Source organism: Arthrobacter sp. ZGTC212, assembly GCF_002929255.1.
Lineage (GTDB): Bacteria > Actinomycetota > Actinomycetes > Actinomycetales > Micrococcaceae > Arthrobacter_B > Arthrobacter_B sunyaminii.
On sequence record NZ_PJIJ01000001.1, the window covers coordinates 504026 to 519504 of the forward strand.

Here is a 15479-nt window from a genome sequence, read left to right on the forward strand (position 1 = left end):
GGTGTCAGGCCACAGGGGTTTTCGGCCGGTGCCGGGGCACGGGGGCGGCAAAGTCCGTACTGATGCGGGCGAGAGCCTGATGGGCGCTGTCCGTCATCTCCTGGTTGGCCGCGACGAAGGCTTGGGCGGCTGCAGCGACGCTGTCTGCCTTGCGGAACACCAAGCTGGAAACCCGTTGTGCCACATCTTCCCGGGTTCTCCAGAAGTTGGTGAAAGCCTCCGCCACTTCCTGCGCCGTGCCGAACCCGGCCGCGGCGTCGTCGCCCGCCTGCCTGGCAGCGTTCGCTGACTCGTTCAGTGCCGTGCCCTCGACGGCAACGGCCATGAGCACAGCCTGTACGGCCGCTGTGTCAATGTCATAGTTCATGAGCTTGCCCCCTCGTGTGCCCAGACTCGTGTGCACAGAGTAGGCAGGGACGCTCCGTACCGGCAGCGTAATGCTGCCGACTGTGGAAAACTTCCGCGGGTGATGTTCTTGTTCTGTTGCTTCCGGGACTGTCCCGGAGCGCTGCGGCGGCTGTGCCCTCGGCAACAGGGATGGTTTACTCCTTAGTAACACTCCTGCCGCTGCTGCGGCCGGGCATCAGCGCGGATGACAGGACTCAATGCATGTTTGTTTCTGAAGCACAGGCGATCCTCCCGGAACTTGTGGCGCTGCGGCGCGAACTCCATCAGGATCCGGAGACCGGGCTCGACCTCCCGCGGACCCAGTCCCGCATCGTTGCTGCGCTGGAGGGCCTGGACCTGGAAATCACTCTGGGGTTGAAGGCCTCGTCCGTAGTCGCCGTGCTGCGCGGAGCCGAGCCGGGACCGGCCGTCCTGCTGCGCGGGGACATGGATGCGCTGCCGGTGACCGAACTGACGGACCTGGAATACGCCTCGACCAACGGAAACATGCACGCATGCGGGCACGACCTGCATGTGGCAGGGCTGGTTGGCGCCGCAAAGCTGCTCTGTGCTCAGCAGCAGGACCTGGCCGGCAGCGTCATCTTCATGTTCCAGCCCGGCGAAGAGGGCCACAACGGAGCCAGCCTGATGATTGATGAGGGGGTGCTCGACGCCGCCGGAGAACGTCCCGTTGCCGCCTACGGGATCCACGTGCGTCCCGGTCCGCTGGGAGTTTTCCGCACCAAGCCGGGCACGCTGATGGCCGGAGCAAACGAGCTGCGCATTACGGTCAAAGGTTCAGGCGGCCACAGTTCCCAGCCGCAGACCGCCGTCGACCCCGTCCCTGCGCTCACGGAGATTGCCTCCGCACTGCAGACCATGTCCACCCGCCGGTTCTCCGTCTTCGATCCGATTGTCCTCACCGTTACGCAGCTGGAAGCCGGGGACGCCATCAATGTCATTCCGGATACGGCCAGACTGGGCGCGTCCGTGCGCACACTGTCCGAGCAGTCGCTGGACCGGGTGATTGTGGAGTCGAAGGCGCTCGCGGAAGGAATTGCCGCCGCGCACGGTTGCAGTGTCGACGTCGATTTCACCGTCCGCTATCCCGTCACCCGCAACGACGCCGGCCGCACCCGTGAGGCACTCGCGGACCTGCGGGGGCTGTTCGGCGAGGACCGGGTGCTGGAGTCCCGGGATCCGCTGATGGGGTCCGAGGATTTCTCCCTGGTGCTGGACGAAATCCCCGGGACCTTCCTGTTCCTGGGTGCCACACCGCCGTCATTGGATCCCGCGACGGCGGCCTGGAACCACTCGCCGAGGGTGCTTTTCGATGACTCGGTGCTGGGTGACCAGGCCGCCGCACTGGCCCAGCTGGCCTACAACCGCCTGACGTAGGCTTGGCCGCATGTCTCTCGTTTCACGCCTTGCCGCGGCTGCGGCCCGTCCTGCCCCGCCGACGTCGAAACCCCGACGGCTGGGCGCGATCGCTCTGGGTGCGTTCCTGGCGTTTGCCGGCACCTCGCACCTGACGTTTGCCCGTTCGGAGTTTCAGGCTCAGGTTCCGGACTGGGTGCCCCTGGATGACGACGCCGTGGTGCTGCTTTCCGGGGTGGCGGAAATCAGTCTTGGCGCGGCGCTGATTCTGCTCCGCAAGCGACGGGTGCCGGTGGGATGGGCTGCGGCGGCGTTCTTTGTGGTGATTTTCCCGGGCAACATCTCGCAGTACGTCACACACACTGATGCTTTTGGCCTGGATACGGACGGCAAGCGTCTGGGCCGGCTGTTCTTCCAGCCACTGCTGGTGATCTGGGCCCTGTGGTCCACGGGTGCCTGGAAGGCGCTGCGGGACGCAGGGAAGAACTAACGGCGGGCTAGTCCTTCAGCTGACACTTTTCCGGCCCTCGTTTCCCTCCGGTTTGGGAATTCCCTGCCACTTTGGGAAATCCCTGCCGTTTTAAACCGGCAGCGATTTCCCAAAACGGTCGCCGTTTCCCAAAACGGAGGGAGCAGGTTCTCCGCAAGAGAGGAAAGTGCGACCGGTTGTCGAGTCTGTACTATCGAGGCCACTGGGTGCGACCTCGCCCTTGCCACCGATGGGAAGAGATTATGAAGATTCCAGAAATTCTCCGCACTGATCAAATAGACAACGCGGTCCTTCTGCTCAGCAGCTACTACAACAAACCCCAACCAGGAAAAACGACCCTGCGCAGCGGCGCCCGGTTCGATGACTGGGCTGGCGGAGGCGATGCGCCTGACGTAGCCAACACAATTACTGCGGATGATTTCCTCGCCGCGTCTTTTCTCTCCGTCCGATTCTCTCCCAAGGCTGTCATGGGAATCTTGGAGCATCGACGCGATGATGTGGCTGACCTGCTCGCGCAGATTCCGGTCGACCTCGATTTGGTCGACGTTACACACGAGAACTTCAAGAGTGTCCTCGGAGAAGAAAGCGCTGCCTGGCAACTATGGGACCTCTTCAGAGGCAAGGATCTGGAGGGCAACGAAAGCTGGGGCATCGGCCCTACCAAGGCCAGTAAGCTGATGGCCCGCAAGCGGCCGCGGCTCATCCCGATCTGGGACTCCGTCGTGAGGAATGAGACTGGTCTGAAGGATTCGGGCACTCAGTGGAGCGACTGGCACGAGGTCCTGACCCAGAATGAAGGAGCGCTGGCCAGGCACTTGGACGATATCCAGCACAGGGCGGATCTGCAGCATTCCATTTCTCCACTTCGGGTCATGGATGTGGTCCTTTGGATGCGTGGAACTGGTGGCATTACTCAGCCACCGACCGGTGAGGATGAAACCGCCTAGTGGGTCGCCTTTGAGCATTTACCGGTGATGCCAAGGCGGGAATTTCACGGGGCCTCTCTCGGAAGTGACCTTCGGGAAAGATGGCGATTTCATATCCGGTTTCAGAAGGATTTGTCTGGCAGGATTCGTTCTATGCCTAAATCTGAAATCCTTTTCCGCATGCTCTATGGCGGCCGCATTCAGTGTGACGTAGTTTCCCCCAAGGGCTACAAGCTCACGTTGTCCGGGAACAGCAACGACATCATTCCTGAAGTTGGGCAAGGGATGCTCGGGGATAACCGGGCATTGGTGACAAATACCTGGGCCTTTGCACTCGCAAGGTACGAGGCCGTTACCTTGCCGGAGGAGGACCTGCAGAAGGCTGCGGAGAAGCGGGCTCGACAGTTCAAGAAGACTGCTGGCTGGATTGCCGAGGTAGCTGAGGACCTTACTGACGAGGAGAAAAGTGGGTGGTGCTCGTCCTGTTTTGGCAAGCATGCCCATAGGAAGGCGAAGCGACCGGTGGGTCAACTGCCCGCGTATGTTTGCGGCGGCTGCGGTACACCGACCTTGCCGTGCGCAAGCCTCACGTGCAAAAACATGGCTGTGCGGGAAGAAGGCAGTGTGAGAGTGCAGCGATACTGTGCCGAGCACCGTCATGAAATTCCAGGTTTTGAGAAAGCTGATCGAAAGATGGGCGAGCTGAGCGACTACAAGGAGTTCCTCAAATACGACAAACCTGACCTTGCGCGCTCCGTGAAAATGGTCGGTCTCGCCGGGGCGGGAATGGCGGCGGCGGCTCCGTTCGCGCTTCTTGCCGCACCTGCATTTGGCGGAGCTGTCGGGGCGCTCCTTGGAGGTTACAGCGGCGCAGCTGCCACCAACTTCGGGCTTGCGCTACTGGGTGGAGGGGCGATCGCGGCTGGCGGATTGGGTATGGCCGGAGGCACCGCCGTCATCACTGCCTTGGGTGCAGCCTTGGGCGGAGCGCTGGGCGGCTCCATAATGAACGCTTATGTTCGAGAGGACAAGTCGTTCCATATCGAAATGCTGCAAGGTGGTCAGGGCATTCCCGTGATCGTTTGCAACGGCTTCCTCAGTGAGAACGGCGTTGGATGGGGCGAGTGGCGCGACATCATTAGGGACCGGTATCCGGATTCGCCCGTATACCGGGTGCACTGGGGAGCCAGGGAGCTCAAACACCTCGGACTCATGGGAGGTGCCGGGGCTGCAAAATTCATCGGCGGAGCTGCGCTGAAGGATGCGGCTGCCAGAGCTGCAAAAATGGCCGCTAAGCGATTGGGCCCGGTTGCTCCCGCCTTAGTGGCCGCTGACCTTGCTAAAAACCCCTGGCATGTAGCAAAGAACCGGGCGGAAAAGACAGGTGTCATTCTGGCTGATCTCCTGGCTAGGACAAACGAAGAAGCCTATGTGCTTGTGGGGCATAGCTTGGGTGCTCGGGCGATGGTCGTGGCAGCTCAGACGCTGGCCAGCAAAAAGGGTGCACCGCGTGTCCAAGCCATGCACCTTCTTGGCGCTGCTATTGGAGGCAGAGGCGACTGGAAGGACTTGACCGCTTTGGTCGATGACGCCGTCTACAACTATCACTCCACCAACGACAATGTCCTTAAAGTTGCCTACTCCGCTAGCCAGCCGTGGGAGAAAGCTGCCGGCTACATGGGCTTTAAACCGGCAGGAGGCAAACTGCTCAACATCGACGTCTCAAGTCAGGTGAAGGGACACTCCCAGTACCAAGGGAATGTGCGGTTGCTGTCAGAACATCCGGCAGCACCCATCGGTCCGGCCGAAATATCTGCCTAAAGCTCGGCGGTTCTGAGCCTTGACTCTATGTGCCGAGGACTCCAGACAATGTCGGTGCCGCTTTAGTGCCAACGACGGTGCTCCGTCACTTGCCGCGTGTGCGAGGCCGAGACCGGCCTAAAGGACTCCCTGTCACAGTGGACCGACTGTGGCACGAGATGTTCACCCAAAAGATGGAGCACTCGCCAAGCGCCTGGACAGCATCCAAGAACAGGACAAACTGCCGTACCCGGTGTCCCCGCTGCGCGTTATGAATGTGGTGCTCTGGATGAACGGCAACGGACTTACATCGATAAAACTATCGGCGACGGATCGTAACTACTGGAAGCAGCTTCATGTCCGCGAATGCACCGCGTCCTCCTCGGACGTGTCCGCTGACGAATTCGGTTCGGGGAGTGTTGGGCGAGGATCCTTTGGGCCGGCGGTAGAAGGAGCGAACCTGGTGGGGTTTTTTGTCATCGAACCCGCTGAAGAAATCCTCATCAAGGGTCGTGTCGACCTGCCCGTCGGTGATCGTAATCGGGACCAGCCACGTGTTCTCCGGCCGGTACCCTAGCGTCCGCGGCACTGAGGAGGACATCGTTCCCGCTCTTCGAGGCTCCAATGCCCCAGCGCCACTGGTGGCTTTTCTACCCCGGACCCCGTGGACACCCTGGCGAAGATTCTGTGCGGCCTCCGACATGAACTTCACGATGTCCTGGTCTCGGAGGGACAAGTCTGTGCAGACCGGAAGATTCTTTTCGGTGCCTAGCGGAATGTGATGGGTGGTGAGTGCAACGTATTCTCCGGCAGCGAGTCCGTCCAACCAGTCATGCATATCCTCGAACCTGACTTCCAACAGGTCCCAGATTTTCCCCACGCGCCAGAACAAAAAACGCCCATGGCAAAGATCGGTCAGCACTCCCATGTACATGGGACGTAGTTTCATCAGAGAGGCTTTAAGTTTCCTTGCGGTCGGGAGCGGAAGGCTCCGGGCCTGCCGGCCAATCTTTGAACCCATCTCCCAATAGGCAAAAATCCCGTAACTGTACTCACAGATTTCGCTAATGATGCGAACATGCTCAGGGTCCGTGGCGGAGAACCCATTCCCCGACCGTATGGACCGCGCGACTCGTCTGTCCACTTCCAGGACATCCCGGAACTGATCGAAGAATGTCGCGTACATTCGAGGGTGGAACTCTCTCAGAGTCTCTTGGAGGTCCGAGACCGCGGTGGAACCCGTACTGACAGTGGTGGGATAGGCCCGGAAAGCGGGCTCGGGAGGAACACCGGTGTGCTGTCCGCCCTCCACCTCCTTCTTGACCAGTCCGGCTGCCATGCGGTTTTGCAGCTGGGCCACAGATGCGGGCTTCGGAGGGATCAACGCTGTATTCGCTGCGGAAGCCGTTCGGATCCTGTTCACGGATTCTGAAGTGCTGCGTAGCGGTGCCAACTGACGCTTGGAGCGTGGCCCCGTTCCTGGAGCGACGGGGGCTCCGTTAGCCGGTGAGTCGGCTACAGGAGCCGGCGCTATAGCGGCCGTTGCCCTGTCCCGTAGAGCGCTGCGGTGTGGTGTGTTGGGAGAAGCTGCGGACGCGATGGGGGCAACGTCCGGTTGCCCTTGAACCAGTTGCTGTAAATCCCTCTGATGACGAACGTGGCTCTTGATCTGCGGCCATTCACGGTCCGGATCCCGTGCCAAAGCCTTCCGAGTAGGAAGGAAGCCGGATGTGATGAGTTCATCCAGCTGCCGAGGTGGAATTCTCTCGTAGGCCTCAAAAGTGATCTTGCCGGTGGGTGACGGCCGATAAAACGCCGGACGCTTCCTGCGGGATTGGGTACGCTCCGCAAAATGTTTGTGCAGACGGGCAACTTCCTTGGCAGGGAGAACCATGTTGGCCTTAACATGTCTGCGGGCGGCTCCCCTCCGTACAACTTCATCAACAAGGTCCGCATACGGAACGACCAACTCTAAAGACAGCCTCTCCAGAGGTCCGGGTACAGGCGGGCAAGGTTTGCGTTGCTTTTTCGCACGTACTGCTGTTTCGGTTCCATGGGCGGTACGAACCTTGGTTTCTTCGTCGCTAGATAGACGGTACCCCTCATCCATTTGGGACATATCCCCGCCGCTATTCCTGAGGACCCAATAAACGGGGCGTTTTAGCTCTTTAGCCAGTCGGTGAACCGGGGTTTTCTGGTCATACTCGGGATCAGCGCCACGGGCGAGATCGTCTCGAAGGGGCTGGAGTTTCTGGCGGAGTTCTTTGTCGAGCAAGGTGGATCGTCTTTCGGGCAGCGCGTCATCGTTGACGCGGGAGGCAAAGAGGGATGGACAACAGGACAGACTCGTGGCCCGGCACTGCGGCCGGGCCACTAGGTGAATCAAAAGGGTGAAGCTAGCCCGCCCTGGCCTCCGCAAACCGAGGGGCCATGGACTCCATCTGCTCCATGACGAGCTTGATCGCGGCCGGCTGCTTGTCCGGCGGATAGCCGTTCAGGACCAAGAGCCGTTTGATGGAGGAACGCAGCTTGGCCCGGACATCGTCGCGCACGGTCCAGTCCGTCCGGACGTCGCGGCGCATCACCTTCACCAGGTCGCGGGCAATGTTCGCCAGAACGCCTTCGCCCTGCACATCCACCGCGGACTCGTTCTGCGACACCGCGTCGTAGAACGCCAGCTCGTCCTCGTTCAGCGCGGGCGAGAACTGCTTCCCGCGGTCCTTCTCCTGCGAGACCTCCTTGGCCAGCTCCACCAGAGCGGCGATGACCTCGGCCGAGGTCAGCTGCTGGTTGGTGTACTTGTTCATCAGCTCTGTGATCCGCTCGGAGAAAGCCCGCTCGCGGATCGCGTTGTTCCGCGTGGTGCGGGTGGCTTCCTCGGAGATGAGTTTCCGCAGCGCCTCGATGGCCAGCTGCGGGTTCCTCGCCTGCTGGGTTTTCGCCATAAACTCCGGTGTCAGGTCATCCAGGGACGGCTTCGGCATGCCGGCGGCCTCGTAGATGTCCAGCACCTCTCCGGAGACGGTGGAGGTGGCGATCAGCTGTCCGAGCAGCCGGGAGATGTCCTCGGGCACGGGCTCGCCGCGGGACTGGCGGTCCTCCGCGTCCCACTTGGCCATCCAGACGCGGATCTCCTCGTAGACCTTGATCTCGGGCAGGAGGGCGGAGAGATGCTCGGAACCTGAGCAGAGCGCCCACGCCCGAGCCAGCTGCCCGGAATACCGACGGTACTGGGAGGCGAGGCTTTCGCCGTCGGGCTCCGGCTGGTTGCCGGGGGTGAGCGGATCGCGCAGGTAATTCACCGCACCGGTGACGGCGTGCAGGAACGCCTTCGGGCCGCCCTTGTTCAGCGTGGCCTTCCAATTGTGCCCGGCCAGCAGCTCCCGCAGCTTTGCCACCAGGGTCTCGGTCAGCGCAATGGCTTCGTCGATGTTCTTGCCCAGCGGCTGCTGCTTGCCGTCCTGCCGGCTGTATTCCTTCAGTGCGGCTGCCAGGTTTTCCGCCAGCGGGGCGTAGGCCACGAGCAGGCCGTCTTCCTTGCCGCGGAAGGTGCGGTTCACCCGCGCGAGGGTCTGCATCAGCAGGGCGCCCTTCAGCGGCCGGTCCAGATAGAGCGTGTGCAGCGGTGGGGAGTCGTACCCGGTGAGCATCATGTCCTTGACGATCACCAGTTCCAGCTCGTCATCCACGGTCTTGAGCCGTTCCTTGATCACGGCGTTCATCGAATCGCGACGGACATGGTTAGAGACCGGGGGAGTGTCCGAGGCCGTGCCGGAGTACACCACCTTGATCTTGCCCTTGTCGAGCTCATCCGAGTGCCAGCCCGGACGGATCTGCACAATGGCGTCGTAGAGCCGGGCACAGATCTCGCGGGTGGCGCCCACGATCATGGCCTTGCCCGGCGCGTCGATGAACTTGCCCATCTGCTCCCGGCGCCGTTCCCAGTGCGCCACCAGGTCCTGGGCGAGTTTGGCGATGCGCTCGGGAGCCCCGTACACGGCGTTGACGACGGCGACGCTCTGCTCGATGCGCGCCCGCTCGGTATCGTCCAGGCCCGCCGTGGCTTCATCGGCCGCCTCGTCCAGGGATTCCTCGGTGATGCCCTCGGCCAGGCCGACCTTGATCAGCCGCGGCTCGAAGTACACGGGGACGGTGGCGCCGTCGTCGACCGCCCGGTTGAGGTCGTAGATGTCGATGTAATCGCCGAAGACGTCGCGGGTGTTGCGGTCCTCGAAGGAGATAGGGGTGCCGGTGAAGGCGATGAGCGTGGCGTGCGGCAGGGCGTCGCGCAGGTGCCGGGCGTAGCCGTCCAGGTTGTCGTAGTGGCTGCGGTGCGCTTCGTCCACCACCACAATGATGTTGTGCCGGTCCGAGAGCAGCGGGTGCTCGGCGCCGGCGTCGCGCTCGGCCTGGCTGCGGCCGAACTTCTGCAGCGTGGTGAAGTAGATGCCGCCGGTGGTGCGGCTGCTCAGCTCCTCGCGCAGCTCGGAGCGTTTGCGGATCTGCCGGGCGGTTTCGGGCAACAGCTGGCTCTGCACGAAGGTTTCGTACAGCTGACCGTCCAGTTCGTTGCGGTCGGTGATCACGACGACGGTGGGGTTGCGCAGCTTGGGGTGGCGGACCACCAGGTTGGTGTAGAGCTCCATTTCCATGGACTTGCCCGAGCCCTGGGTGTGCCAGACGACGCCGGCCTTGCCGTTGCTGCCCACGGCCTGGACGGTGCTGCCCACGGCTTTGGTGACGGCGAAGTACTGGTGCGGCTTGGCGATCCGCTTTGTCAAGCCGGAGGCGCCCTCGTCGAAGGCGGTGAAGTTGTTGACCAGCTGCAGGAACCGTTCCTGGTTGTACAGGCCCAGCAGGGCGGTATCCAGTCCGGTGGCCGGTTCGCCGTCAAGCAGGGCGCCGGGCGCGACGGGTTTGCCGTCGTCGTCCACGTTCCAGGGGGAGAAGTGGTTCAGCGGGGTGAACGGGGTGCCGTACTTGGCGAACAGGCCGTCGGAGGCGAGCGTGAAGACGCAGAACCGGAACGCCATGGGGAATTCGCGCAGGTAGGTGGCGAGCTGGTTGTGGGCGGCGGCGACGTCGGCGTTCTTGCTGCCTGCCTTCTTCAGCTCGATGATGCTCACGGGCATGCCGTTGCAGTAGAGCACCAGGTCGAAGCGGCGTTTGTAGTCGCCGTGCTGGAGGGTGACCTGGTTGACGGCCAGCCAGTTGTTCTCGTCCGGGTCGTGGCTGAGCAGTCGCAGCGTGGGGCTGACCTCGGTGCCGTCGGCGTCGATGTAGGTGAGCCGGAAGCCGCCGGTGAGGTAGTCGTGGATGCGCTTGTTCTCGGTGATGGCATCGGCGGACTTGGGTGCGGCGATTTCCGCGAGTGCCTGCTTGAGGTACTGGACGGGAACTGTCGGGTTGAACTTCTGCAGGGCGGCCAGCAGCCGGGGCCGGATGAGCAGTTCATCCCAGGTGTCGCGCTCGCCGGTGCCGGGTGCGATGTCATGTCCTGTTTTGGGCTGCCAGCCGAGCGGTTCGGCGAGCATCTCCAATGCGCTGCCTTCCCAATCGGCTTCCGAGTACCCCAGCTGCTGCGCCTGTGCCATTTAGACCATTTCCCCCATGGTGTTTTCAATATCTCGAACTCGCAGTTTCCCGGACATCAGCTGCGGAAGCAGTGCGTCCCGGGTGGCGGCGAGGGTTCGGTTTTCGTCTCGGAGCGCCCCTAGAACTTTCAGGTTCGCGTCCGCCCATTCCCCGAACTCCACCAGATCGGCGGCGACAATTGGATTTAGCTCAAATCTTGCAATATCTGCCGCCGATACACGCTGTCGCCCTGACGTCCCCACCATGTTTTGGATGGCAAAATCACGAAAACGATTGCTCGTGGCCACGAAATAGGAGGCTCCCAGCGGGATGCCCTCGCGCGAACGGATGACGATGAACTCAGTAGAACCAATTCCCACTTCGCCATCGTTGAGAAAGTCAACAAAACCAGTCTTGCGGTTTTCAAGGCAGGGCGTAATGCGGGCAAGGAGCGTGTCGCCATTCATGAACCTTGTGCCGCCCCTTTTCGGCCCTTTGCCCCACCGCGACACCAGGGGCTGAGCGGTCGGGAGCGCCTGCATGTCGATCAAGACTGCCTCATCGGAAACCGTTGCCCGCCGTGGGTTGAAGTCGAAATAGGCTTCAAGGCAGACTGCGTCTCCTCCAGGCTCCTGGTTAATCCCGAGTAGGTTGAGTTTGGTGCCACCCAGTTGCTCAATGGTCTCAGTGAGCTTGGTGTTGGCGGCGATCTTGTCGTCGAGGGCCCCCAGCACCTCCGCGATCGCGTCTTGGACCTCACGTTCAGGTACGACGAGCGGGACGCGTTCAAGGATTCTTTGGTTAAGCGAAAGCATAGTTGAGCCAGATGCATGCTGCAGAAGCCACTCACGGACTGCCGGATTCTGAAACTGGTATGCAAAGAACCTAGAATTTACGTCCCTTGGGAGACGCAGTCGAATGCCATCTGACCCCAAGAACCAACCATCCTCGCTGGACTTCACCCAGGCGCTACGGTCTACGGCTCCTTTCCGCCCGAACACAATGTCACCAGCTCGCAATACATACTCCGGAAGTCGCTCTGTGACTTCAATCGGTGCATGAGGAGTGTCTTTTCGTAGGCGAAGGGAACCATAATCGACTTCGCCCACCGAAATGATGGGGACGCCCGCGCCAGCATATTCGGCCGCCTTCAGAACGGTTCCGAAGGGACCAGTTTTTACGGTTCCGCCTTCAGCGAGCACATCAGCCAGAGTGACCTTTGGAAAGTCACCCATCAGATCCGCCCCAACTGCTCGCGCACAACTTTCGCCAGCCGGTCGGATTCCTCGAACTGCTCGAATAGTTCCTTCTTCAGTCGCTCGATCTTTTCCTCGATCGGCTCGCCGTCATCCTCAACAGCGGCAGCACCCACGTACCTGCCGGGTGTCAGGGCGTAGTCGGCGGCCTTGATTTCCTCGAGGGTGGCCGAATAGCAGAAGCCGGGCTCGTCGTCGTACTCCAGACCGGCGTCGACCGCGGAAGCCTTGCCGCGCCAGGCGCGGAAGGTGTTGGCGATCTTGCTGATGTCGTCATCGGACAGGGCGCGCTCGGCCCGGTCGACCATGTAACCCAGGTTGCGGGCATCAATGAACAGCACCTGGCCGGAACGGTCGATGGAGCCGTTGGGGCCGGCGGTCTTGTCCTTGGCGAAGAACCAGGTGCAGACCGGGATGCCGGTGCTGCGGAACAGCTGGGTGGGCAGGGCGATCATGCAGGAGACCAAATCCGCTTCCACCAGCTGGGCGCGGATCTGGCCCTCGCCGCCGGAGTTGGAGGACATGGAGCCGTTGGCCATGACCACGCCGGCCTTGCCGCCGGGAGCGAGCTTGGAGATGATGTGCTGGATCCAGGCGTAGTTGGCGTTGTTGGCCGGAGGGACGCCGAACTTCCAGCGCGGATCGGACTCGGAGCGGGCCCAGTCCTTGATGTTGAACGGCGGGTTGGCCAGCACGTAGTCGGCTTCCATCTCCGGGTGCTGGTCCCGGGCGAAGGTATCGCCCCAGCGGGAGGCCAGGTTGCCGTTCAGGCCGTGGATGGCCAGGTTCATCTTGGCCATCCGCCAGGTGCGCTCGTTCAGCTCTTGCCCGTACACCGAGATGTCCGAGCCCTCCTTGTTGTGCGCCTCCAGGAACTTCTCGGTCTGCACAAACATGCCGCCGGAGCCGCAGCACGGGTCATAAACGCGGCCGTGGTCCGGTTCCAGGACCTCCACGAGCACGCGGACGACGCCGGCGGGAGTGTAGAACTCTCCGCCCCGCTTGCCCTCGGCGCGGGCGAACTTTTCGAGGAAGTACTCGTAGACCTCGCCGAGCAGGTCCCGTGCCTTCTTGGCGCCGTCGCCGGTGAAGCGGGCGGAGTTCAGCAGGTCCAGCAGTTCGCCGACGCGGCGCTGGTCCACGTTGTCGCGGTTGTAGATGGTGGGCAGTGTGGCGGCCAGGGTGTGGTTGGCGGCCATGATGAGCGTCATTGCGTCATCGATCAGTTCGCCAATGGACTTCGCCGGGGCCTCGGCGGAGGCCTGGGTGCCCTTGGCGTTTTCCGCCAGGTACTGCCAGCGTGCCCGGGCCGGCACCCAGAAGACGCCGCGCCCGGTGTACTCGTCCACGTCGTCGATCAACTGGGCGATCTGGTCCTCGTTCATGCCGTCCGCTTCCAGCTCCGCCCGGATCTGGCTGCGGCGTTCCTCGAACGCGTCGGAGACGTACTTCAGGAACACCAGGCCCAGGATCACGTCCTTGTACTGGGACGCGTCCATCGAACCGCGCAGCTTGTCGGCGGCCTTCCAGAGCGTGTCCTTGAGTTCCTTCATGGTTGACGGCAGGGCCGCCACCTTTGTCTTCGGGGGCACTAGCTGTTTCCTTCCATTGCGGCGTAAGTGTTTGTCACGGTGAGGGTTCCTCCGGCTACGCCGTCCAAGACCAGCGTAGTGAGTTCCTCGAGCTGTTGGAGCCGGATGCGGGCGGCGTCACGCTGCTGTGCCAGCTCGGCCAGGACTTCGGTGAGCATCTCCTGCCCATGGCCCATCCGGCGCACGGGCCACCTCTTCCAGCTGCCGCGCCCGGAGGGCACGGCGTTGATATCTGCGGCCAGGACGTGCGGATGCAGGCCACCGGGATGTTGGGGATTGATCCGCAGAATGCGCGCCGGATAGAGCACGACGGCGGATCCCTCCGTGTCGACGACAGCGGCGGGCCGGGGGCCGGTACAGAACACCACGTCCCCGGCTTCGGTGACCCGGGCAGCCGGATAGGCCTGGGAAAGCACGAGGAGGTCAATGGTCCGGGATCCCAGCGGCAGATTGCCGGAGAGTTCTTCCGGACCGACCACCCGGACACCCCGGTCCCGGCCCAGATGCTCCGGATCAATCCGGTGTCCCTGCCGGTATGTCAGCTGCTTGGCGGCCAGCAGCTTTTCTACCGGAACGGTGACGGCGGTTGTCTTTTGCCGGAGCGGAGCCAGAGTTGCTGCTGAAGGTTCCACTGAATAGCGGTACAGGCTGTCGGGCTTGGGGTCGCTGCTCAGCAGCTCCAGCAGTTCATCTGCGCGCAGAGCCGCTTCGGCGCCGTCGGGCACCGCCAGCGGCGGGCTTGTCCGGGCTGCTGCCACGAGCGAACCCCGCTCGGCGAGCAGAACACGGGTGAGCGCCAGATGGGCGAAACGGAAGGAATGAGCCCGGATCTGTTCCAGGGTTCCCATGGCGGCTGATATGTCGCTGACCAGGTCCTGGATGGCATCGGGGGTGAGCTGCCGGTTGCCCAGATCCGCGGCCATGGTCCAGCGGCGCGTTTCTTCCACAGAGGGGTGCGCGGAGCCAAGCACCCACAGGGCCAGGGCCTGGCGGGACTTGCTCACCAGCAGGCCCTGGGGCAGCCGCACCACGGCGCGAAGCCGGCCCGAACGCAGCAGTGCACCGCGGATGTTCTCCTCTTCGCCGCGCAACGGCTGCGTCAGGACCGCTGCCGGGGCAATGATCACGGCGCGCTGCTCCTCGTTCATCTGCAGCTGGATGTTTTCAATAGCGGAGAGGATCTGAACCGCGTCCATGGCAGAGTCGCCGGGGGAGGGGTACTGCGCCACCAGCACCGCGGGACGCGCGAGACCGAACTCCCCGTCCGCGCCGACGTCGAGCTGCTGACGGTCCAGCCCGTGGACGCACAGCCGCCGGCGCACCAGCCGGGCGTCGCTGTCGTCGTGCGATCCGGTCAGGAGCGAGGCCTCCGCGCCGTCCCCCAGTCGGCGGGCGACAGCGATCAGCAGGTCGCTGCCCCCGCGGGTGGGATCGGCATAGGCCGGCGAAGGAAGTGCGGCAGCGAGTTCGACGGCGACCGAGGCGACCAGTTCCGACGCCGGTTCGGTGAGCGCAACGCCGGCGTGCCGGCTCAGGCCGCTGCGGAAGCGCCGCTCCATGAGCTGTTCAAAGGCCGCGGCCGGGTTGTAGGCGCTGTCCACCAGGAGATCGGTGTAGCGGGCCAGAGGAACCAGATCCGCCTCGACGAGCTCGAGCTCCGTATAGAGGAGGTCATTGTCGGGATCATGTTCGTCCGCCAGATCCAGGAGGTCTGCGGCGTCCAGGTTGGTGAACTGCGTCTGCGCGAGCACTCTCAGGGCCAGGAGCGAGGTGAGGGCGTTGATGAGGTCCTCTCCCTGCGCGGCAATCCCGGTGACGGCGGCAAAGGAGGCAACGTCCTGAAGCGCGTGCGGATTGTTTCCGCGGCCGGAATCGTTCAGCCATTGCCCGACTTCGTAGGCGTCGAAGAATTCCTGGTTGCTGACGTGCTCCTTGGGTGAAGGAAAAGGCAGCGCGGAGGCTTTATGGCGGGCTTTCCACATGGTCACCGCAGGGCGCTGCACTTGGGCAAGAAGTGCGATGTCCGCCAGGGAGATCAGCAATGCGCTGTTTGTTGTGGTCACTGCTGCTCCTTTTC

10 protein-coding genes are annotated in these 15479 nt (G+C 62.7%); 4 read left to right on the top strand and 6 right to left on the bottom strand.

The annotated features are described in order from the left end of the window. Nucleotides 1-4: 4 nt before the first annotated feature. Entirely contained in the window at nt 5-367 is a 363-nt protein-coding gene (locus CXQ89_RS02565) for a DUF6507 family protein (protein ID WP_104160190.1), read from the bottom strand. A gap of 242 nt (nt 368-609) precedes the next feature. Here CXQ89_RS02565 and CXQ89_RS02570 point away from each other — a divergent pair, with 242 nt between their 5' ends. The 4 genes from CXQ89_RS02570 (at nt 610) to CXQ89_RS02585 (ending at nt 5001) form a co-directional block, all read left to right on the top strand. Continuing rightward, the gene (locus CXQ89_RS02570; protein WP_104160191.1) at nt 610-1785 is read left to right on the top strand and encodes a M20 family metallopeptidase; all 1176 of its coding nucleotides are present in this window, start codon (nt 610-612) and stop codon (nt 1783-1785) included. Nucleotides 1786-1795: 10 nt separating this feature from the next. Further along, on the top strand, nt 1796-2254 hold the full coding sequence (locus CXQ89_RS02575) for a hypothetical protein (RefSeq protein ID WP_219815555.1): 459 nt from the start codon (nt 1796-1798) through the stop codon (nt 2252-2254). Nucleotides 2255-2496: 242 nt separating this feature from the next. Continuing rightward, nucleotides 2497-3201, top strand: coding sequence for a DUF6308 family protein (locus CXQ89_RS02580; RefSeq protein ID WP_104160192.1), 705 nt, complete (start codon nt 2497-2499; stop codon nt 3199-3201). 132 nt (nt 3202-3333) lie between these two features. Then, the gene (locus CXQ89_RS02585) at nt 3334-5001 is read left to right on the top strand and encodes a DUF726 domain-containing protein (RefSeq protein WP_104160193.1); all 1668 of its coding nucleotides are present in this window, start codon (nt 3334-3336) and stop codon (nt 4999-5001) included. Between the two features lie 298 nt (nt 5002-5299). Here CXQ89_RS02585 and CXQ89_RS02590 read toward each other — a convergent pair whose 3' ends face one another. The 5 genes from CXQ89_RS02590 to CXQ89_RS02615 all read right to left on the bottom strand — a co-directional run bounded on the left by CXQ89_RS02590 (nt 5300) and on the right by CXQ89_RS02615 (nt 15465). Next, on the bottom strand, nt 5300-6319 hold the full coding sequence (locus tag CXQ89_RS02590) for a hypothetical protein (RefSeq protein WP_146067187.1): 1020 nt from the start codon (nt 6317-6319) through the stop codon (nt 5300-5302). A 1057-nt stretch (nt 6320-7376) separates the two neighbouring features. Beyond that, nucleotides 7377-10574 (bottom strand): type I restriction endonuclease subunit R, encoded by a 3198-nt coding sequence (locus tag CXQ89_RS02600; protein WP_104160196.1) that lies wholly within the window; start codon nt 10572-10574, stop codon nt 7377-7379. After that, entirely contained in the window at nt 10575-11789 is a 1215-nt protein-coding gene (locus CXQ89_RS02605) for a restriction endonuclease subunit S (RefSeq protein ID WP_104160197.1), read from the bottom strand. After that, nucleotides 11789-13402 (bottom strand): class I SAM-dependent DNA methyltransferase, encoded by a 1614-nt coding sequence (locus CXQ89_RS02610; protein WP_104160198.1) that lies wholly within the window; start codon nt 13400-13402, stop codon nt 11789-11791. Before CXQ89_RS02610 ends, CXQ89_RS02605 begins: the two co-directional genes overlap by 1 nt. Beyond that, nucleotides 13402-15465, bottom strand: a complete 2064-nt coding sequence (locus CXQ89_RS02615; protein WP_104160199.1) for a hypothetical protein — start codon at nt 15463-15465, stop codon at nt 13402-13404. The genes CXQ89_RS02610 and CXQ89_RS02615 overlap by 1 nt, the downstream gene beginning before the upstream one ends. Nucleotides 15466-15479 lie beyond the last annotated feature (14 nt).

Excerpts from the sequence above, each read along its gene's own strand:
- CXQ89_RS02565 (WP_104160190.1), bottom strand. The coding sequence starts at position 367 with ATGAACTATGACATTGACACAGCGGCCGTACAGGCTGTGCTCATGGCC.
- CXQ89_RS02570 (WP_104160191.1), top strand. The coding sequence starts at position 610 with ATGTTTGTTTCTGAAGCACAGGCGATCCTCCCGGAACTTGTGGCGCTG.
- CXQ89_RS02575 (WP_219815555.1), top strand. The coding sequence starts at position 1,796 with ATGTCTCTCGTTTCACGCCTTGCCGCGGCTGCGGCCCGTCCTGCCCCG.
- CXQ89_RS02580 (WP_104160192.1), top strand. The coding sequence starts at position 2,497 with ATGAAGATTCCAGAAATTCTCCGCACTGATCAAATAGACAACGCGGTC.
- CXQ89_RS02585 (WP_104160193.1), top strand. The coding sequence starts at position 3,334 with ATGCCTAAATCTGAAATCCTTTTCCGCATGCTCTATGGCGGCCGCATT.
- CXQ89_RS02590 (WP_146067187.1), bottom strand. The coding sequence starts at position 6,319 with ATGGCAGCCGGACTGGTCAAGAAGGAGGTGGAGGGCGGACAGCACACC.
- CXQ89_RS02600 (WP_104160196.1), bottom strand. The coding sequence starts at position 10,574 with ATGGCACAGGCGCAGCAGCTGGGGTACTCGGAAGCCGATTGGGAAGGC.
- CXQ89_RS02605 (WP_104160197.1), bottom strand. The coding sequence starts at position 11,789 with ATGGGTGACTTTCCAAAGGTCACTCTGGCTGATGTGCTCGCTGAAGGC.